The organism is Actinomyces sp. oral taxon 171 str. F0337, assembly GCF_005696555.1.
Lineage (GTDB): Bacteria > Actinomycetota > Actinomycetes > Actinomycetales > Actinomycetaceae > Actinomyces > Actinomyces oris_E.
The window spans coordinates 291,791-311,958 of record NZ_CP040005.1 but is presented as its reverse complement, the minus strand read 5'-3'; the positions used below and the strand labels follow the sequence as shown (position 1 = coordinate 311,958).

At 70.6% G+C, this 20,168-nt stretch carries 16 protein-coding genes and 1 tRNA gene; 10 read left to right on the top strand and 7 right to left on the bottom strand.

All coding sequences use genetic code 11. The features are described 5' to 3' along the window. Nucleotides 1–219: 219 nt before the first annotated feature. The gene (locus tag FBF36_RS01380; protein WP_138137051.1) at nt 220–1,128 is read left to right on the top strand and encodes an alpha/beta fold hydrolase; all 909 of its coding nucleotides are present in this window, start codon (nt 220–222) and stop codon (nt 1,126–1,128) included. Between the two features lie 122 nt (nt 1,129–1,250). Here FBF36_RS01380 and FBF36_RS01375 read toward each other — a convergent pair whose 3' ends face one another. From FBF36_RS01375 to nth, 3 genes are all read right to left on the bottom strand, one after another. Next, the gene (locus FBF36_RS01375; protein ID WP_009398379.1) at nt 1,251–2,639 is read right to left on the bottom strand and encodes an FtsX-like permease family protein; all 1,389 of its coding nucleotides are present in this window, start codon (nt 2,637–2,639) and stop codon (nt 1,251–1,253) included. 34 nt (nt 2,640–2,673) lie between these two features. Beyond that, nucleotides 2,674–3,510, bottom strand: coding sequence for an ABC transporter ATP-binding protein (locus FBF36_RS01370; protein ID WP_138137049.1), 837 nt, complete (start codon nt 3,508–3,510; stop codon nt 2,674–2,676). 119 nt (nt 3,511–3,629) lie between these two features. Further along, nucleotides 3,630–4,442 (bottom strand): endonuclease III, encoded by an 813-nt coding sequence (gene nth / locus FBF36_RS01365; RefSeq protein WP_225792420.1) that lies wholly within the window; start codon nt 4,440–4,442, stop codon nt 3,630–3,632. A gap of 204 nt (nt 4,443–4,646) precedes the next feature. Here nth and FBF36_RS01360 point away from each other — a divergent pair, with 204 nt between their 5' ends. After that, nucleotides 4,647–5,324 carry a Crp/Fnr family transcriptional regulator gene (locus tag FBF36_RS01360; protein WP_034493461.1) on the top strand — a complete coding sequence of 226 codons (678 nt, stop codon included), beginning with the start codon at nt 4,647–4,649 and terminating at the stop codon, nt 5,322–5,324. A gap of 168 nt (nt 5,325–5,492) precedes the next feature. Here the strand turns inward: FBF36_RS01360 and FBF36_RS01355 are convergent, their stop codons facing one another. Both FBF36_RS01355 and FBF36_RS01350 read right to left on the bottom strand, forming a co-directional pair. Beyond that, a complete protein-coding gene (locus tag FBF36_RS01355; RefSeq protein ID WP_009398363.1) occupies nt 5,493–5,684 on the bottom strand; it encodes a DUF4177 domain-containing protein in 192 nt (63 codons plus the stop codon). Between the two features lie 57 nt (nt 5,685–5,741). Then, nucleotides 5,742–6,077, bottom strand: coding sequence for a WhiB family transcriptional regulator (locus FBF36_RS01350; RefSeq protein WP_009398361.1), 336 nt, complete (start codon nt 6,075–6,077; stop codon nt 5,742–5,744). A 519-nt stretch (nt 6,078–6,596) separates the two neighbouring features. Between FBF36_RS01350 and FBF36_RS01345 the strand changes: the two genes are divergently transcribed. Continuing rightward, nucleotides 6,597–8,705, top strand: coding sequence for a transglycosylase domain-containing protein (locus FBF36_RS01345; protein ID WP_034493460.1), 2,109 nt, complete (start codon nt 6,597–6,599; stop codon nt 8,703–8,705). A gap of 96 nt (nt 8,706–8,801) precedes the next feature. After that, nucleotides 8,802–9,788: a metallophosphoesterase gene (locus tag FBF36_RS01340; RefSeq protein WP_138137047.1), complete on the top strand. Its 987-nt coding sequence runs from the start codon at nt 8,802–8,804 to the stop codon at nt 9,786–9,788. A 222-nt stretch (nt 9,789–10,010) separates the two neighbouring features. On the opposite strand, the gene FBF36_RS01335 is transcribed toward FBF36_RS01340, so the two are convergent. Continuing rightward, nucleotides 10,011–10,940, bottom strand: coding sequence for an SDR family oxidoreductase (locus FBF36_RS01335; protein WP_034493457.1), 930 nt, complete (start codon nt 10,938–10,940; stop codon nt 10,011–10,013). A gap of 112 nt (nt 10,941–11,052) precedes the next feature. Here FBF36_RS01335 and FBF36_RS01330 point away from each other — a divergent pair, with 112 nt between their 5' ends. From FBF36_RS01330 to FBF36_RS01310, 5 genes are all read left to right on the top strand, one after another. Further along, complete coding sequence (locus FBF36_RS01330; protein WP_009398319.1) at nt 11,053–12,396, top strand: SWIM zinc finger family protein; 1,344 nt, start codon at nt 11,053–11,055, stop codon at nt 12,394–12,396. Continuing rightward, nucleotides 12,393–13,931, top strand: a complete 1,539-nt coding sequence (locus FBF36_RS01325) for a DUF5691 domain-containing protein (protein ID WP_009398317.1) — start codon at nt 12,393–12,395, stop codon at nt 13,929–13,931. The genes FBF36_RS01330 and FBF36_RS01325 overlap by 4 nt, the downstream gene beginning before the upstream one ends. Nucleotides 13,932–14,009: 78 nt before the next feature. After that, nucleotides 14,010–15,131, top strand: a complete 1,122-nt coding sequence (locus FBF36_RS01320) for an ATP-binding protein (RefSeq protein ID WP_009398315.1) — start codon at nt 14,010–14,012, stop codon at nt 15,129–15,131. Then, a complete protein-coding gene (locus FBF36_RS01315) occupies nt 15,128–17,587 on the top strand; it encodes a DUF5682 family protein (RefSeq protein ID WP_009398314.1) in 2,460 nt (819 codons plus the stop codon). Before FBF36_RS01320 ends, FBF36_RS01315 begins: the two co-directional genes overlap by 4 nt. After that, nucleotides 17,584–18,867, top strand: coding sequence for a VWA domain-containing protein (locus FBF36_RS01310; protein WP_138137045.1), 1,284 nt, complete (start codon nt 17,584–17,586; stop codon nt 18,865–18,867). Before FBF36_RS01315 ends, FBF36_RS01310 begins: the two co-directional genes overlap by 4 nt. A 203-nt stretch (nt 18,868–19,070) precedes the next feature. On the opposite strand, the gene FBF36_RS01305 is transcribed toward FBF36_RS01310, so the two are convergent. After that, nucleotides 19,071–19,619: an O-acetyl-ADP-ribose deacetylase gene (locus tag FBF36_RS01305; protein ID WP_009398311.1), complete on the bottom strand. Its 549-nt coding sequence runs from the start codon at nt 19,617–19,619 to the stop codon at nt 19,071–19,073. Nucleotides 19,620–19,898: 279 nt separating this feature from the next. Here FBF36_RS01305 and FBF36_RS01300 point away from each other — a divergent pair. After that, nucleotides 19,899–19,975, top strand: a tRNA-Pro gene (locus tag FBF36_RS01300). Nucleotides 19,976–20,168: the final 193 nt, after the last annotated feature.

The following is a 20,168-nucleotide window of genomic DNA, read 5'->3' as shown; positions in this document are numbered from 1 at the left end:
ATCATGCGGTTTCCTTTCCTCGGTCTCCGCCTCATCGCAGCCTTTGTCACCGTTTTGGACATTCCCCGCTTCCGGCGGCGTCGTGGACGCAACGGGAGACGGGGCGCCGAAGGCGCGCAGTCGGGGACGAGGCGCACCGACGCAGGCATTTCCCCGCGGACGGACGCCCCGCCAGGTGCCCCGTGGGCGGTGCCGGGCGCCGACCAGTAGGCTGCAGACGTGCCTGTTGACGTCAATCGCCCCGGCCCCTGGACCCACCGCAACCTCACCGCCCGCGGTACCCGTTTCCATGTTGCGCTCGCGGGTCCCGAGGCCCCGGCCGGCACCGGGCCCCTCATCCTCCTGGTGCACGGCTTCCCCGAGTGCTGGTGGACCTGGCGCCATGTCATCCCCGCCCTGGCGCAGGCCGGGCACCGCGTGGGCGCCCTCGATCTGCGCGGCTTCGGCGGCTCGGACCGGCCGCCGTCGGGCTATGACCTGCTGGCACTCGCCCAGGACCTGGCCGCCGTGGTCCGATCCCTGGGGCACGAGCGGGCCGTGGTCGTCGGCGCGGGGCTCGGTGGCCAGGTCGCCTGGGCGCTGCCGCACGTGGCCCCGGACCTGACGACGGCGATCATCCCAGTCGGCGCGCCCCACCCGCTCGCGCTGCGCTCACTGCGGGCCCGGGCACTGTCGGGACCGGCGCTGCAGTACGTGAGTCTGCGGATCCCGGGCCTGGCCGAACGCCGCCTGCGCAGCCGCAGCGCCCTGGAGGGCCTGCTGCGCTCCTGGGCCGGTCCGCACACGCGCGAGGCAGTGGCCGAGGAGGCCCCCTACTACGCCGCACTCCTGTCCCGGCCCGGCGCCGCCCACAGCGCCCTGGAGCCGCTGCGCAACCTCGTGCTGTCTCGGGCGGAGACGGCGGCCCTGGACAAGCCGGCGACGGTGCCCGTCCTGTCGGTGCAGGGCGAGCTCGACCCGGTCCAGCCCGCCCAGGCCTATGCGCGCGACACCCATCACGTGACCGGCGACCTGCGGCAGGCGACGATCCGCCGCTCCGGCCACTTCCCCCAGGAGGAGACCCCGGCCGGGTTCGTCCGGGCCCTGCTGCCCTTCCTGGCCGACGTCGCTCCACCCGCCTCAGCCTGATACCGCGAGCCGGGCGGATTTCGCGTAGCCCTACGGTCTTCTGCAGGGCTACGCGAGAGATGCCCGGGTCAGCAGGTGAAGTACGGCTCGGCAGGTGCGTTACGGCGCCGCCTCACCCCGGTTCACACCGGCTGGCGCAGGTTGTCCATGAGGGAGCGTCGGTCGAGCTGGGCGGGCAGCCAGGTGGTCGCCACCGCGAGCGCCAGCGAGATCCCGCTGACGAGGGCCAGCAGCCCCACCGGGACCGAGGCGACCAGGACCGTCATCCCACCGCCGGAGTAGAGCGCGGCGTAGATGGCGCTGAAGGCGGTGGCCGCCAGCCCGAAGACGATGCCGGTGACGGCGTAGATGACGCCCTCCAGCGCTGTGGAGGCCAGGACCGTGCCGGTCCGCGCCCCGATGACTCCCAGCAGCGCGCCCTCCTGGCGTCGGGCCCGCCCCACCATGGCGATGTTGGCGATACCGCCGACGCCGGAGATGAGGAAGATCGGCACCCCGACGGTGAGGAACCCGTTGACCGAGCCCTGCGCGCCGGTTGCCTGCCCGGCGCCGACGGCGGCGTACACGGTGCCGGTCATGGCCACGGCGATGGCGAAGGGGACGATCGTCGTCATCGACAGGGAGGCACGGTGGCGGGCGTTGGCGCGGGCGGCGAACCAGGCGGGGCTGCGGCCCGGGACGAGCGCGGTCCACCAGGTCAGCAGCGGCCGCAGAGTCCAGTTCGGCACGCACAGGCCCGCGATCGCGGCGAGGAGCCCCATGGCGCCTCCGGTGACCGCGCGCTCCCCCGGGTCGTTGAGGTCGACGCCGGCGGCGACCAGCTCCGCCCTCTCGGCCTCGTTGAGAGGCACGGTGCTGTCGAAGGGGGTCACCACGACGGCCAGCACTAGGACGGCGACGATCACCCACTGCCACCACCGGGTCCGGGTCCGCGGGGCCGAGGCCTCTCTCAGCGCCTGCATCTCGGGGACCGACGCCGCCCGCCGGGCCGCGCCCATTCCGCCCAGGATGCAGAACAGCGTCGTCACAGCGATGGTCAGCGGCACCCCGAAGCCCGGCATGATGATGGGCAGATCCGGCGGGAACACCTCGAGCTCCCGCCAGGTGAGCAGGTAGAGGCGGACCAGCGGGAGACTGGCCACCGCCCCGATGGCGCCTCCCAGCAACCCGATGACGCCGACCTGCCCCAGGATGATGCGGCGGATGCGGCTGCCGGGGATGCCCAGGACCTTCCACAGCGCGTGCGAGCGCTGCTGGGCCGAGACGGTCAGGCCGAGCGTCGTGGACAGGATGACGGCGGTGGCCAGCCCCGCGTAGGACACGAGGTTGGAGCCGATGAGGTGGGAGGCGTTGACGAGCTCGGCCGAGCCCTGGGCCTGGGCCCAGCTCAGGGCGCTGTACCAGGCGGTGATGATGACGCCGATGATGGCGCCGCCGACGGTGGCGACGAGCAGCGACCACAGCCACTGGCGGGCGTGGTGGCGCAGGTCGTTCCAGATGAGTGTGACCATGATCCTCTCCGATCCTCTCCTGATCCCGTCCCGGTCAGGCGACGCGCGCGGCCCGGGCCGTGTGGACGAGCTCGGCGATCTGGCGGGCGTCACGGCAGCCGGCCCACTGCACGAGGTGGCCCTGGCTCATGACGGCGACCGCGTCGGCCTTGGCGGCGGCCTCGACGTCGTGGGTCACCATGACCACGGTGGTGCCCTGCTCGGTGAGCCGGCGCAGCCAGTCCAGGACGAGGGCGGCGGAGTCCAGGTCGAGGGCACCGGTGGGCTCGTCGGCGAAGACGATCCGGGGCCGGCTGGCCATGACGCGGGCGATGGCCACGCGCTGGCGCTCCCCGCCGGAGAGCTGGTGGGGCTTGAGGCCGGCGCGGTGAGCGAGCCCGACGGCGTCGAGGGCCTCCCGGATCTGGGCGCCGCTCAGGGGACGCCCGGCCAGGCGCGAGGGCATGGAGACGTTGTCGGCGGCGCTCAGGGAGGCGATGAGGTTGTACTCCTGGAAGACGAAGCCGACGTGGCGGGCGCGGAACCGGGCCCGCTCGGCGGCCCGCATCCCGGAGGTGAGGGCGCCGAGCATGGTCACCTGGCCGTCGGTGGGCTCATCGAGGCCGGCCATGCAGTGCAGCAGCGTGGACTTGCCCGATCCGGAGGCTCCGACGACGGCGGTGAAGCTGCCCTCGGGCAGGTCGGCGTCGACGTGATCCAGGGCGGTGACGCGGGCGTCCTGGCGTCCGGGGACCTCGTAGACGCGGGTGAGGCCGCGCAACCGGATGGCGACGGGCGACGACGGGCCCGGCCCGGCAGGCGAGGTACTGAACGGCAGGCAGGCGGAGGCGGCGGTCGGGTCGGAGGGGGCCAGGGGCGGGTGAGCAGTCATGCCTCCAGCCTGACGACGTCGGCCTTCCCATCCCATCCGGCCATCTGGCGGATCGGGGGTGGGGCTAGCCCGACATCCCGAGCCGGGCCGCCTCCGCGAGCACCGCTCTCAGCTGCCCATCAGACGCCCACCTGTGGGCACAGGCCGGCCTCGAGCAGCGCGCACTCACCGCAGCGGGGTGAACGGGCCGAGCAGACCTGGCGCCCGTGCTCGATGAGCCGGTGGCAGCCGTCGGTCCAGCGCCATGGCTCCCACAGGGCCGCGATGTCCTTCTCCACACGCAGCGGGTCCTTCGACGTCGTCCACCCCAGGCGGCGCGAGAGCCTCCCCACGTGGGTGTCCACGGTGATGGCGGGCTGCCCGAAGGCGTTGCCGAGCACGACGTTGGCGGTCTTGCGCCCCACTCCCGGCAGGGCCACCAGCTCCTCGCGGCTGCGCGGCACCCGCCCCTCGAAGCGCTCGGTGAGCGCCTGCCCGATGCCGAGCAGGTGCCCGGCCTTGGCGCGCTGGAAGCCCAGGGGCCGCAGGATCGCCTCCAGGTCCTCGCGCCGGGCGGCCCCCAGGGCGGCGGCGTCGGGGTAGCGTCCGAAGAGCTCGGGGGTGACGGTGTTGACGCGCGCGTCGGTGGTCTGGGCCGACAGGACGGTGGCCACGAGCAGCTGGAAGGGGCCGTCGTGGTCGAGGGCGCAGGCGGCGTCGGGATAGAGGGCCATGAGCTCGTCGTCGACGGCGCCCGCCCGCCAGGCCGGGTCAGCCATGGTCGACACCTCGGGGACCTCGGGGGCCGCCTCAGCCGCCGCAACCTCACTGCTCACTGCCCTGCGCACGGTGTCCTCTCTCCGCGATCTCGTCGGCAGCACCACCAGCGCCACCGGAGCCCTCGTTCGAGCCTCGGCCCGGCTGAGGCCGGGCCCTCCTCCAGAGATCGCCATTGCAGTCGATCCCACCACCGCCCCGCAACCTCGCGGATTGGACAGTGTCACACGACGCACCCGATTTTGCTCACTTCTCTTTGACCTGCAACACACGGAGGCTACAATGCTCGACGGCGTGCCACAGGTCACAAGCCGTGGCAGGATAGACCCGAGGGCTCCCGCATGCGGGATGCCAGCCCCCTAACCACCAGGAGGATCTCCGTGGAAGACAGCATTATCTCCAGGATCCCGCTCTTCGAGGGCCTGAGCCCGGAGGAGCAGGAGGAACTGCGCGCCATGATGACGCAGACGACTCTGCGCCGTGGCGAGACCCTCTTCAACGAGGGCGACTCAGGCGACCGCCTCTACATTCTCCTCTCCGGGAAGGTGAAGCTCGGCCACGCCAGCGCCGATGGCCGTGAGAACCTGCTCGCGGTGCTCGGCCCCGGCGAGATCGTCGGCGAGCTGACCCTGTTCGACCCGGGACCGCGCTCCACCACCGCCACCGCCGTGGCCCCCACCGAGCTCCTGACGCTGGACCACAACCAGCTCATGACCTTCGTGGAGTCCCACCCGCGGCTGGCCAAGGACATGCTGCGCGCCCTGGCCCAGCGCCTGCGCCGCACGAACACCGCGCTGGCGGACCTCGTCTTCTCCGACGTGCCCGGCCGCGTGGCCAAGGCCCTGCTGGACCTGGCCGACCGCTTCGGCTCGCCCACCGACGACGGCGTCCACGTCCCCCACGACCTCACTCAGGAGGAGCTCGCCCAGCTGGTGGGCGCCTCGCGCGAGACGGTCAACAAGTCGCTGGCCGAGTTCGTCTCCCGCGGCTGGATCCGCCTGGAGGGCCGGGCCGTCACGCTGCTCGACGTCGACCGCCTGCGCCGTCGCGCCCGCTGAGGTCCCGTCTCGGGTCGCGAGCCCTCAGCACGGCGCACCGGATGAGCCACCGGGCACTGGCACCCTCAATCAACCTCAATCAACGACGCATATGACGCCGCGTCTGCGGTCCGGCATCCCCCGGCCGCAGACGCGGTGTCATGCGTGCTGTTGTCACCGAGCGGCCCGTCAGGACCGGGGGCGCTTGAGGTAGGCGATGAGATTGTCCGTGCCGGACGGGCCGGGCACGATCTGGACGAGCTCCCAGCCGTCAGCGCCCCACTGATCAAGGATCTGCTTGGTGGCGTGCGTGATGAGGGGGACGGTGACGTACTCCCAGGTGGTGGGCGCGGCGGATACAGGCTCAGAAGATGCAGTCATGGGCCTCAGCCTAAAGCCCACCGCGAGGCGCCGGAAGTCAGGAACGCGGGGGCGGCCTCAGGAGGCGCAGCGCACCCGGGCCAGGATGCGAGGGGCCCGACGGGCGTGAATCTCGGCGACGAGCTCGTCATCCTCCCGCTCGAGCCACAGGCCCCAGTCGTCGACCTCGGGGAAGCGTCGCAGCAGCGCCCGCCTCTCCCTCTCGGTCAGCCCGCCCCAGACGCCGAAGCTGGACTCGGAGTTGAGGGCCTCGGCCAGGCACTCCATACGAACCGGACATGAGAAGCACAGTGATCTCGCGTCGCGCTGCTCAGCCCCCTTACCGAAGAGCTGGTCAGGCTCAACGGCGGCACAGGCCGCTCTGGCCGCCCAGGTCTGGTCGTCTTGAATCATGCTCACTCCCGATTCATTCAACGGCCGACGCCGTTGTCGGTCACGTCACAGTCGTTACCGTATGGCAACCGGGCACCGCACACCAAATCCTCCACCTGTGAGCCGAGCAATCCGACCCCCGCAGATCGCCGACAGCGCGCCGCAGACCAGCACAAACAAGGAGAGTTCTCTGAGAGCGAGCCGATTTCTGGACACTGAGCCCGCCACCCCCTTCACCTTTCACACGGCCAGCGACTCCAGTTCTCACGGCCCGAGGACCGCACCCGAGCCGCAGCCCCCCCTCGGCAGATCGTGATGTCGCCGTGATTCCGGCCTGGAGATTTCTTTAGAATTACCTGGGAGCTGCACCTGTCTCGCCATGTGGCCGAGCCATCCCGTTCTCGAGGGTCATCCAACGCCGTCGAATCACCTCGTTTCCCCACCGATCAGAAGGTCACCAAACCGATCTCCTAGGGTCTTCCCAGCCCGAAGGGGTCTACGCCACTGCATCCTTCAAGCGATTCCACGTAGGCTGGCGCCATGGCGAAATCCTCTGCGCGCGGGCGCTCCCTGACACCACCCCAGGTCGTCTCGATGCTCGTGGTCTTCCTGACTCTCTCCTGCGTCGGCGGGGTCCTGTCGGCGGGCTTCGCCACCCCCTTCGTGGGTGTCACGGCAGCGCTGACCAAGGCGTCCGCCGAGCTCTTCGAAGAGCTCCCCAGCGACTTCAACGTCCAGCCGCCCAGCCAGCTCTCAACCCTTCGGGCAGCAGACGGGAGCGTGATCACCCAGTTCTACGCCGAGAACCGAATCGTGGTGCCCCTGAGCGAGATCTCAGTCAACATGCAGAACGCGATCGTCGCCGTGGAGGACCAGCGTTTCTACCAGCACCAGGGCGTCGACCCCACCGGCATGGTGCGAGCCCTGGTCTCCAACAACTCCGGCGGCTCGCGTCAGGGCGCCTCGACCCTGACCCAGCAGTACGTGCGCAACACGCTCATTGAGACCGGCCTGAAGAACGATGACCACAAGATCATCAAGGACGCCACTGAAGCCACCGCCTCCCGCAAGCTACGCGAGATGAAGTACGCGCTCAGCCTGGAGCAGAAGTACTCCAAGCAGCAGATCCTCGAGGGCTACCTCAACATCGCCGCCTTCAGCCCCTCCACCTACGGGGTCGAAGCCTCCTCCCGACACTACTTCAATAAGCACGCCAAGGAACTCACGCTGGACGAGGCCGCCCTGCTGGCCGGAACCACTAATGCCCCCAGTGCCTACGATCCTCAGAATCATCCCGACCTGGCCAAGAGCCGTCGGGACTGGGTGCTATCCAAGATGCTGGAGGAGAAGTTCATCACCAAGCAGCAGTACGACGAAGCGGTCAACACCCCGATCCACCTTGACATTCAGGGGTCACCCGCCGGCTGCGGCGCTGCGGGCAACGACGCCTACTTTTGCAGCTACGTGGTCAACGAGATCCTCGGATCGGAGAACTTCGGGCCAGACGTCGCCTCCCGCCGCCAGCTGCTGACGCGCGGCGGCCTGACAATCACCACTACTTTAGACCGCAAGAAGCAGGATGCAGCCAATGAGGTAATCAAGGCGGTGCCCCAGGACTCCGAAAACAACCCGTACCACGCCAACTCAACAATCACATCGATCGAGCCCGGGACGGGCAAGATCAGGTCCTTGAGTCAAAACACCACCTACGGGGACGGTGAAAGCGAGGACGGCTCTACTATCAACACTCAGTTGGTTCTCGCTGCCGATGCCAAGCATGGCAGCCTGCCAGCAGCTGACGGCACAAATGGTTTCCCACCAGCCTCAACCTTCAAAGCACTGATCTTGGCTGATTGGATCAAGGAGGGTAAAGGAACTCTCAACTCCTTAGTCTCGGGTGCCCCAAGAACGTTTGCACCCCACAGTTTCACAATCCCCTGCGCCCCTGAAAACGACACCGACGCATGGCCAGTACAAAACGTACCAGGCACCAACATCAATGGAAATATAACCGTCAGAGATGCGACGAAGCAATCCGTGAACGGAGCATTCGCCACGATGCTCGGGGATTTGGATGTTTGCCAGACGACGCAATTCGCAGCCTCCCTCGGGATAACGAAGGCGGACGGAACACCCTTACCGCCAGTACGCACACTGGCACTAGGAGGCGAGAACGTTCCGCCATTGAATATGGCCAACGCCTACGCAACCTTCGCCTCAGGTGGCAAGTATTGCAAGCCTATCGCTATCGAGGAAATCAAGAACGCTGAAGGCACCTCAATGTCGATTCCCAGCGCCGACTGCAGCCAAGTAATAGATCAAGGAGTTACCGCCACTGTCACAGAGGCCTTGAAGGGGCCAGTACAGCAAGGCGGGACTGCGGCTGCAGCCTTTTCAGGCTATCAGGGTCCAGCAGTATCCGGTAAAACAGGGACAACAGATGACGCCGAACATGCTTGGTTCGTGGGATATACCCAGGATCTTGCTACATCGGTCTGGATCGGCTACGGAACCTCAGATATTCCTGAAGGAGGGCTTGGCGGATACAAGCTCAAAGACCTGAATGGCAGGGGAATCGACACCATGTACGGCAGTTCTCTGGCCGCCCCCATGTGGAGGAAATACACCGAACAGGCCTTGTTTAATTAATCTAATTAAATAGACCTGCAGCTTCATACTAACTATCGACACGCACGCATCACGCGTGCCGATGAACAGTTGATCAGAATAGGACCAGACTCCCCCATGACGCCCTGTCCTGCCGGCCGCGCCGCCCTGTCCGTCATCGGCACCACCGCCGCCCTGGGGGCGGCCACGCTGGCCTACAGCCTCATTGAGGCCAGGCGCCCCGTGCTGCGGCGCATCGACGTGCCAGTGCTCGCCACCGACGAGGAGCCCCTCACGGTGCTGCACCTGGCCGACCTTCACCTGACGGGCCGCACCGAGGCGCGGGTCGCCTGGGTGCGGCAGCTGGCGCAGCTGCATCCCGACGTCGTCGTCAACACCGGCGACAACCTCTCCCTGGCATCCGGGCTGGAGCCGCTGCGACGGGCGCTCGAACCACTGACGGGTCTGCCCGGGGCCTTCGTCATGGGCGACCACGACTACCGCTCCACCGTCTTCCGCCTGCCGACGCGCTACCTGCACCGAGACCCGCGCAAGGCCTCCAGCCGCGTGCGCGACGAGGACATCGAGGCCCTGCCCTGGGAGGAGATCCGCGACCTGCAGGCCGCCACTGGCTGGGTGGACCTGACCAACCGGCGCGGATCGCTCACCGTGCGCGGGCGGCGCATCGAGCTGGTGGGCGTCGACGACCCGCACGCCAACCGCGATGTCCTCCCGATCCCTGAGGCCGCCGGCTCAGCGGAGTCGGCCATCTCCCTGCCGGCGGTCCGCGACCGCGAGGGCCGGGCCCTGCGGCTGGGGCTCACGCACGCCCCCTACCGGCGGGTCCTGGAGGCGATGTCGGCCGACGACGTCGACCTGGTCCTGGCCGGACACACCCACGGCGGGCAGCTGTGCGTGCCCGGGGTGGGGGCACTGGTGACCAACTGCGACCTGGACCGGGGACGCGCCTCGGGTCTGTCGCAGTGGCCGGGACGGCTCGGGGACCCGCGGGCCGCCGACCACATGTACCTGCACGTCTCCGCCGGGCTCGGCACGAGCCCCTACACGCCCGTGCGCCTGGCCTGCCGGCCCGAGGCCACGCTGCTGCGGCTGCTGCCGGCCTGAAGGCGGTGCGCCGCCCCAGCACATCGTCCAGCGCGCCCCGGCACCTCGACCCGAGCTCCCCACCAGCACCCTTCCCACGCAACACTTCGACAGAATCTTCACAAACGACGCGGAGCCGCGTCTTTTATGAAGTTTCGGTCGAAGTGTGTGGGGGCCGCGGGGCACGCGCAGCGGGCCGGGGCATGCAGAGCGCACAGGTACGCCGGCGCCTGGGTGCGGCAGTCAGCGGCGCCAGCGGGCGAAGCCGCCCTCGGAGTTGATGACCTGACCGGTGATCCAGCGGGCCTCATCGGTGAGCAGCCAGGTGATGAGACGGGCGGCGTCGTCGGGCTCGCCCCAGCGCCCCTGGGGGAACATGACGGCGATCGCCTCGCGGTCCGCCTCGGTGACGTAGCCGGTGTCGACTGGGCCGGGGTTGACCGTGTTGACGGTGATGCCGACGTCGATGAGCTCCTCGGAGATCGTCGGGGTGAGGCCGGCGATGGCGGCCTTGGCGGCGGCGTAGGCGATCTCCCCGGGTAGGGGAGCCAGGCCCTGGCCCGAGGTGAGGAAGACGATGGCGCCGCGGTGGTTGTCGACCGGCTGACGGCCCGGGCCTCCGGAGCCGGCGGGGGCGGGGGCTGCGAAGCCCTCCTGGGCGGCGAAGGCCTGCGCCAGGAGGATGGAGGCGCGAGCGTCGACGGCCCAGTGGGAGTCCAGGACGGCCTCGGTCATCTCGCTGAGCGCCCCGTCGGGACTGCTCATGGCCTGGTTGCACACGAGGGCGTCGAGGTGGCCGGCGGCGGCTACGGCCTGCTCGACGACGCGGGCCGGCTCCCCGGGGACAGCCAGGTCGGCAGGGATGTCGACGAGCCGGGCCGGGCCGACCAGGTGGGTGCGGATAGAGCCCATGACGGCGTCGATGTCGTCGGCGCCCCAGGGTTGGGAGGCGTCGTGCGGTCGGTAGTGGTGGGCGACGATGCTCGCCCCGTAGTCGGCGGCGCGGCAGGCGATGGCGTGGCCGATGCCGACGCGGCGGCTGACCCCGGTGACCAGGACGGTACGCCCCGCCAACGGCAAGGGGTCGCGTCCGGCCGGGCCGACGGAGCCTGCGGCACTGCTGGGGCCACCCTGAGCGGTAGAGGGGTGTCCGCGGTGAGCGTCGGTGGTCATGCAGGCGAGTGTAGAAGAGCGGGCACCATGGGAAGGACTCCCCAGGCGCATCATCGAGATTGCCACGAAAGAGGGCTCATTGGTGTCACCGCCCTGCCCTATCCTCGGCCTCATGAGCTCACCGACCATCGCGCCCTGGAGCGCCGAGCAGGTCACCGCGCTGGCACCGGACAAGCAGGTCGCCACGGCCGGCCTCAAGCTGGCCTCGCCCGCCACGTGGTCGGACGCCGGCGTTCACGGGACGCTGGTGTGGGGAAGCGCCTCAGGGTCGGGCAAGAAGCCGTACCGGGTGTGCGTGGACCTGTCCGGCCCGGCCTTCAAGTGCTCCTGCCCCAGCCGCAAGTTCCCCTGCAAGCACGCCGTCGGCCTGCTGCACCTGTGGAGCCGGGGCCAGGTGGCCGGCGGGGAGCCGGCAGCCTTCGCCGCCGAGTGGTTGGAGGGCCGGGCCAAGCGAGCCCAGCAGAAGTCCGCGCGGCAGGAGGCCGCGGACCAGCCCGATGACCCAGCCCGGGCAGCCGCCTCCGCAAAGAGCGCCGCGGCTCGTGCCCGCGCCCGCGAAGGGCGCATCACCGAGGGGCTGGCGGACCTGGACCGGTGGCTGGCCGATCAGCTCCGCCAGGGGCTGGCCAACGGCTCGGCCCAGCGCCCCAAGCAGCTGACGGGCTTCGCCTCCCGCATGGTCGATGCCCAGGCCCCCGGAGTCGCCCGGCACCTGACGGCCCTGTCACGGCTGACGGACTCCTCCCCCGACTGGCCCGAGCGGCTGCTCGACGAGCTCGGACTGCTCCACCTGCTCATTCGGGCCTGGACCCGGCGTGAGCAGCTGCCCGACGACCTGGGGGCCACCGTCCGCTCCCACGTGGGGATCACCGCACGCACCGAGGACGTCCTGGCCTCGCCCGGCATCGGTGACACCTGGGTGGTCGTGGCCGGCCGGGACACTGTGGAGGGCAGGCTGGCCGAGCGCCGCCTGTGGCTCTACGGCACGAACACCCGGCGCTGGGCGCTCATCCTCGCCTTCGCCCCCGTCTCCGGCGGTTTCTCCACCACTGTCGTTCCCGGGACCCGATTCGACGCCGTCGCGCACTTCTACCCGGGGCGCGGCCAGCTGCGCGTGGCCCTGTCCGATGAGCAGCCCTCGCAGCCCGTGACCGGCTGGGTGCCCGAGCCCTCGGGGACGGCATCCGCTCAGGAGGCCTGGAGGCGTGCTGTCGCCGCGGACCCGTGGGTGGAAGCCGTACCGGTGCTGGTCTCAGGGCGGTTCCGTCTGCTCGGCAACGGCGAGCCGGCACTCGGGGACGCGGACGGGGCGCTGCCGCTCATCGTGCCCGACAACGCCCGATGGGTCCTGCCGCTTCTGGCCGACAGTGACGAGGTCACGGTTGCGGGCGAGCTGTCGCCCGCCGGCCTGCGGGCTCTGAGTGTTGTCACCAATGGAGAGGTGCGTGCCCTGTGAGTGACCTGTCCCCGCTGGCCCAAGCCGCCGTCATAGGAACACGTGCGAGGCCCTTCTCCTCGGAGGCCCTCCCCAGAGCCGTCGCCGAGGCCCTTCCTGCCCGGCAGGAGAAGGCAGAGGGCGCTGGAGGTGCGGGCGACGCGGCGGACGGCACCGATGCGCTCCTGGACGCGGCCGCCGCCTACGGTGCGGTGCACCGCGCCACGATCCCCTCGGTCCCCTCCTCCGCCGCCCGGGACACCGGTTGGCCGACGTCGTCGCGCCCCCTGGCACCGGAGGCCCTGCGCCCCCTCCTCGAGCAGATCCTGGCCAGCAAGCCTCAGCAGCAGCTGCTGGCCACGGCACTGGGGGTGGTGGCCGAGCGCGGCTGGAGGCTGCCGGCCCCGCTCCTCGTGCGCGTCCTCAATGAGACCGCCTACAGGCACGAGGAGCGCGACGCGGTCCTCGGCGTCATCGACGAACGCGCCGCAGCGGTGCTCCGCGAGCATCCGGTGTGGGGCAAGCGGGTCGAGCCCCTGGTGTCGCTGCCCGGCGGCGACTCCTTGGACGACTCCTTGGACGACTCAGGGTGGAGACTGGGCACCACCGCCCAGCGGCTCGCCTACTTCAGGCGGCTGCGCGCCCAGGACCCGGCCGCCGCACGGACTCTCATGGTGGCGTCGTGGAAGAAGGAGAGGGCCGAGGCCCGCGAGGGGATCGTCGAGGCGCTGGCCACCGGCCTGGGGGAGGCGGACCTGCCTCTGCTGGAGATGGCCGTCACGGACCGCTCCGGAGGGGTGCGCCAGGCGGCGGCTCAGGTGCTCCTCCATCTGCCCGGATCCGGCCTGGTCCAGCGCGCCGAGGCCCTGGCCGCCTCGCACATGAGCGTCACCAAGCGGTTTCTGCGCACCACCCGGGTGGACTGCCGCCCCATCGAGGTGACCGACGAGGTCCTGCGTGACGAGTACGGGGAGCGTGGCACCGGGGACCCGTCCCGGGTCGACGTCGGCCCACCGGCCGCCAGGAGAGCGGCTGCCGGATACCCTCCCGCTCTGCTGGAGGAGGTGGTCGGACGCGTCCCGATCAACCGCTGGCCGGCTCTCATCGGGCTGTCCGCCGGTCAGCTCCTCGAGGCCGAGGTGACCTTCGAGGGCAAGCCGCTGGATCTGAGCAGCGCCCTGTTCACCGCGGACCGTCGTGGCAGCGGCGCCCTCATCGAGGCCTGCACGGCCGACGCCTTCAAGCGGGGCGATCTCGATCGTTTCACCGACATGCGCCGCTACTGGCCGTGCCCCTACTCCGCGGAGCACTCGCGCCGCATGGTCTCCTTCCTCCGGTCCGCCCTCGACTCGCACCGCCCGGAGGACATCGGCTACTGGACCACCCAGGAGACCACCAGGCTGCCGGTCTCCTGCCACGCCACGGTCCTGCCCGAGGCACTGGCCCTGATGGAGGGGGTCTCCCGTCCCGACTCGGCGCCGGCCTTCCTGACCGACGCCGTCGAGGGGCTGCGTCTGAGACTCCAGCTGGAGGCTCTGCGCACTCCTCCGTCCTAGCCGCCTTCGTACGCACCACGCCCTGTTTCTTCCCGACCGCCCGTCGACCACCCGCCCGTCAGCCACCGAGGAGCTCCCGTGACCAGCACCCAGACCAATGACCAGACCAGCACCGACAACGCGCCCCTGCTGCGCCCGCACGCCGAGCAGCGCTACGCCGAGGAGCTCGCCGCCCTGGCTCGTCTTGACGAGCGCACCCGGCCGGCGAGCTGGCGACTCTCACCCTGGGCGGTGGTCACCTATCTCATGGGCGGCACGCTGGAGGACGGCACCGTCATCACCCCGAAGTACGTCGGCAACCGGCGTCTCATCGAGGTGGCCGTGGCGACCCTGGCCACCGACCGGGCCCTGCTCCTTCTGGGGGTGCCGGGAACGGCGAAGTCCTGGGTGAGCGAGCACCTGGCCGCGGCGATCTGCGGCACCTCCACGCTCCTGGTGCAGGGCACGGCGGGCACCTCGGAGGAGGCGGTGCGCTACGGCTGGAACTACGCCCGGCTCCTGGCCGAGGGGCCCTCGCAGGCGGCACTCGTCCCCTCCCCCATCATGACGGCCATGGGGACGGGCCGGATCGCCCGGGTCGAGGAGCTCACCCGTATGCCCTCCGACGTTCAGGACGCCCTCATCACGGTGCTCAGCGAGAAGACCCTCCCGGTGCCGGAGCTGGGCACCGAGGTGCAGGCGCACGGGGGCTTCAACCTCATCGCCACCGCCAACGACCGCGACCGCGGCGTCAACGACCTCTCGGCGGCGCTGCGGCGCCGTTTCAACACGGTGGTGCTGCCGCTGCCGGCCTCGGTGGAGGAGGAGGTGAGCATCGTGGCCCGCCGCGTGGAGGACCTCGGCTCGGCGCTCCAGCTGCCTGCCGCGGAGGGCGCCCTGGAGGAGATCCGTCGCGTGGTCACCGTCTTCCGCGAGCTGCGCCAGGGCGTGACGGAGGACGGACGCACGAGCCTGAAGTCGCCGTCGGGCACCCTGTCCACGGCGGAGGCAATCTCGGTGGTCACCAACGGTCTGGCCATGAGCGCCCACTTCGGCGACGGCGTCCTGCGCCCCTCGGACGTGGCCGCCGGGATCCTCGGGGCGGTGGTGAGCGACCCGGTGGCCGATCAGGTGGTGTGGTCGGAGTACCTGGAGGCCGTGGTGCGCGAGCGCCGCGACTGGTCCGACTTCTACCGCGCCTGCCATGAGGTGGGGCAGTGACCGTCGACGCAGAGCTCGACTCCGGGGCCGACGTCGGAGCCGAGGCCGAGTCCGCAGGCGGCACTGCAACCAGGGCCGGGGACCCGCGCCCGCCTGTGCGGGTCCTGGGGGTCCGTCACCACGGTCCGGGCTCGGCACGGGCCCTGGCCGCAGCGCTGGAGGACTACCGGCCCGACTGCGTCCTCATCGAGGGGCCGGCGGACGCCGATGGCCTCATCGAGTGGGCGGGCCGGGGACTGGAGCCGCCGGTGGCCCTGCTCGCCTGGGACAACACCGATCCCTCGCAGGCCTCCTTCTGGCCGATGGCCGTCTTCTCCCCCGAGTGGCAGGCGCTGTCCTGGGCGGTGGCGCACGGGGCGCAGGCCCATTTCATGGATCTGCCGGCGGCCGCGGTCCTGGCCGCGCGGAAGGCCGAGCGGGAGCGGGCCCGGTCGGAGGCTGAAGCCGAGGCGGGGGCCGAGGGCGAGGTGGAGACCGAGGGGCCCATCGACGATACGGCCGGCTCGGAAGACCCGAGCGGCTCGAGCGGCTCGGAGGGGACGGACGGCCCGGCGGATAGTGGGTCAGAGACCGCAGACACCGCAGACACCGCGGACACCGCGGACACCGCGACCCGGGGCACGGCCCAGCCGGTGCGGACCGACCCGATCGCCGAGCTGGCGCGCCTGGCCGGCTACGAGGACCCGGAGGCCTGGTGGGAGGACGTCGTCGAGCTGCGTATGGAGGGCGACCCCTTCGACGCACTGACCGAGGCGATCGGGCTCCTGCGGGAGGCCTCCCCGGAGACCGACGAGGCCACGCTGCGCCGCGAGGCGCATATGCGCAAGGTTCTCCGGGCGGCCAGAAGGGCGGGCCACGAGCGGATCGCCGTCGTGTGCGGGGCGTGGCACGCCCCGGCGCTGGCCGGCAGGCCGCCGAAGGTCGCGCAGGACAACGCCCGCCTCAAGGGCATGGCGAAGGCGAGGACGTCGCTGACCTGGGTGCCGTGGACGCACCAGCGCCTGGCCGGGGGCAGCGGTTACAGCGCCGGGGTGGAGTCGCCGGGCTGGTACCACCTGCTCTTCACCGCACCGGACCGGCCGGTCGTGCGCTGGCTGACGCAGGTGGCCGCGTCGCTGCGCCGTCAGGACCTGCCGGTCTCCTCGGCCCACATCATTGAGGCGGCGCGACTGGCCCAGAGCCTCGCCGCGCTGCGCGGGCGCCCCATGGCCGGCCTCGACGAGCTGAACGAGGCGGTCCTGTCAGTCATGTGCGATGGCAGTACGGTGCGGGCCGCCGCCGCGACCCGCGAGGTCCTCATCGGCGAGGCGCTCGGCAGCGTGCCCGACGGCGTCCCCATGGTCCCCCTGGACGCCGATCTGCGCTCGACCGCCAAGAGCCTGCGCATGGCCTTCACGGCGACTCCCAGGACACTCTCCCTGGACCTGCGCAAGCCCCGGGACCTGGCCAAGTCCCAGCTGCTGCGACGCCTGGAGATTCTGGGGATCACCTGGGGCAGGCGGCAGCGGGTGGCCTCGAGCGGCACCTTCAAGGAGGTCTGGGAGCTCGAGTGGGACCCGGAGATGTCCGTGCAGGTGGTGGAGGCCGCGGCCTTCGGCACCACGGTGGCCTCCGCCGCCGGGAACGCCCTGCTGGGCGCCACCGACTCCCTGCCGCAGGTGACCGGTTCGGTGGAGAAGGCGCTGACGGCCGGCCTGTCCGAGGTCGTGCCCGAGCTGCTGGGGATCCTCGACGAGCAGGCGGCCCGCGAGATGGACATCGTCCGGCTGCTGGGCTCGGTGCCTGCCCTGGCCCGCTCCCAGCGCTACGGGGACGTGCGCGGCACGGACACCTCCAGCCTGGAGGCGGTGACCCGCGCCGTCCTGGTGCGCGGGTGCGCGGGGATGTCCGCGGCGGCCGCGAACGTGGACGCCCAGGTGGCCCGCACGCTGCGTACGACGATCGACGATGTCCAGGGAGTCATCGGTCTTCTGGACGAGCGGGCCGCGACGCTGTGGAAGGGTGCGCTGCGCTCCGCGCTGGCCACCCGGAGCCTGCCGGGCCTGCTGGCCGGACGCATCACCCGAATGCTCCTGGACGCCGGGGAGCTGGCCCGCGACGACGCCGCCCTGAGGCTGTCCCGGGCACTGTCGCAGGGCACGCAGCCCGAGGATCAGGCCGAGTGGATCGAGGGCTTCCTCGCGGGAGACATCCTCCTGCTCAGCTATGACAACACCCTGCTCGAGGTGCTCAACGAGTGGCTGGCGCGCATCGGGGACCAGGCCTTCGTCGACGTCCTGCCCGCACTGCGACGAGCCTTCGGCCAGTGGCCGAGCCCCCAGAAGACGGACCTGGCCCGGCAGATCCGGGACCTCGGTTCCCCCGCCCCGGACGGGAGCGGCCCGGTTGAGGAGGCCTTCGACGACGTCGAGGCGGTTCTGGACACCGTGAGCATGATCCTGGGAGGTACCCGATGACCACGCACGAGCGCACCGACGACGCGAACCAGCAGGAGCAGCACGCCGGCCAGGCAGTCCCTGCGGGCCCGGCCGACCGGGCCGACCGGGCCGACCGGGCCGACCGGGCCGACCGGGCCGACGACGTCGAGCCCACCACGATTGAGCAGCGCTGGCGCCTGGCCCTGGGCGTGGACGCGCGTGGCTACCCCACCTCGCTGTCGGAGGGACACCGGGCGATGGACGCGGCACTGGCGGACCTGTACGACGTCGACCCGCAGGACAAGGAGCGCGGGGGCCTGGGTGGCTCCGCGCCCCATGTGGCCCGCTGGCTGGGGGACATCCGCAGGTACTTCCCCTCGCGGGTGGTGCGGGTCATGCAGACCGATGCCATTGACCGCCTGGGGCTCACGACGCTCCTGCTGGAGCCCGAGGTGCTCCAGGGCGTGGAGCCCGACGTGCACCTGGCGGCGACGTTGGCCACCCTGTCGGAGATGATTCCTCAGGAGGCCAAGGCGACGGCGCGCACGGTCGTCGACAAGGTCGTCAAGGAGGTGGAGGAGCGGATCGCCGACCGGCTCCAGCAGTCGGTGCGCGGCGCGCTGGACCGCTCCACGAGGACCTCACGGCCCCAGCCGGCCGACATCGACTGGAACCGGACCATTGCCGCGAACCTCAAGAACTACGTGCCGGAGCTGGGCACGGTCATCCCGGAGAGGCTCATCGGGCACGGCAGGCGCCATCGGGGCATTCAGAAGGAGTTCACCATCTGCATGGACCAGTCCGGGTCCATGTCCTCCTCAGTCATCTACGCCTCCATCATGGCGGCAGTCATGGCCTCGATCCGTTCACTGCGCACCACGCTGGTCGCCTATGACACCGCCGTCACAGACCTGACACCGCTGCTGTCGGACCCCGTCGACGTCATCTTCGGGACCCAGCTCGGCGGCGGCACGAACACCTCCCCCGCCATCGAGTACTGCCGGCAGACGATCACGCGGCCGGCGGACTCGGTGTTCATCCTCATCAGCGACCTGTACGACTCCGACCCGAAGCAGATGCTGGGACGGGTGCGGGAGCTGCTGGGAAGCGGGGTGCAGGTCGTCGTACTGCTCGCCCTGAGTGATGACGGCGTCCCCAGCTACAACCACGACGTCGCCAAGCGGCTGGCCGCGATGGGGGTGCCGGCCTTCGGTTGCACGCCGGACGCCTTCCCGGACCTGCTGGCGGCCGCGATCCACGGCGAGGACCTGGGCCGGTGGGCGGATGAGCAGGCGGCTGCGGAGGCCGAGGGCGCCTGAGCCCGGCGGGGCGTCCCAGTACGGGAGGGGCATCCCACGCGTACTGGGGCATTCTCTTCCGGCCGGGGACGGTCTGCGCGTACGGGGACAGGATTCCAGTCCCCCGACGCGCGAGATGCCCCCGGCCGCGTCGGCATGTCCCCGACGGTGTCGATTGTCCCCGCCGGTTCGAGGGACGAGGGGAGGCCGGCAGCCCGGCCGCCTCAGGCCTCGGTGAGCGCGAGCTCGCGGGCGAAGGCCTCGTGGTTGGTCTGTGAGGACAGAACGAAGCGGATGAGCCCCAGGCGGCCGACGGCGTCGGGATCGGTGTGGGAGCGCTGCTCGACGGCGCGGGCCCGGGCCACGGCGACCTCGGCGACCTCGGCGATCGGCCAGCCGTAGACGCCTGCGGAGACGGCCGGCAGGGCGATGCCGGTGCAGCCGAGCTGGATAGCGAGCTCCAGGGAGCTGTCGAAGCAGGCGCGCAGCAGGGCGGGATCGTCCTCGCCGGCGTGGCGGTTGGGACCCACGGTGTGGATGACCCAGGCGGCGGGCAGGTCGAAACCAGGGGTGGCCACGGCGCGGCCGACCGGCAGGCCGTCGGGCAGCTCGGTGTCCCGCACCTTCTGGCAGGCGTCGAGCAGGCTGGGGCCGGCGGCGCGGTGGATGGCACCGTCGACTCCCCCTCCGCCCAGGAGGGTGCTGTTGGCGGCGTTGACGATGGCGTCGACCTTCTCGGTGGTGATGTCGCCGACGACGGCCTCAATGCGCATGGGGCTCCTTGTCTGTCTGCAGCGGGTAGCCGGCGGGTGTCTTCTCCGGCCCTCGCGTCTCTTCGGGTGGGCTCACAGAGCCCCGAGGATGACGGCCCCGGACTGGTGCTGGCGCTCCGGGGAGGGCCAACGTGCGGACCGGCCATGAGCAGCCTGTCACGGTGGGCGCCTCGGGCCAACCGGGTTCCGTCAGGGAGCGAACAGCGACGTGACGGAGGACTCAGCGGATCCGATTTCCTCCCTGCGGTGGGTGGAGGCTATGCTGTCCCCTGCTGCACACGGGGTGTGGCGCAGTTTGGTAGCGCGCTTCGTTCGGGACGAAGAGGTCGTGGGTTCAAATCCCGCCACCCCGACCAAGGAAGAAGCCCATGAGCTTGCTCATGACGCTTCTGACGCGTAGGGGTCGACAGGCCGAAGGCCTAAGCACCCCGACGATGAGAAGAACCATGAGCTTGCTCATGAGATCTTCGAAGAGGAAGGGGTAAGAGGTCGTCAGGCCGAATCCCCCGACGATGAGGTGAGAAGACCCGCGAGCTCGCTCGTGGGTCT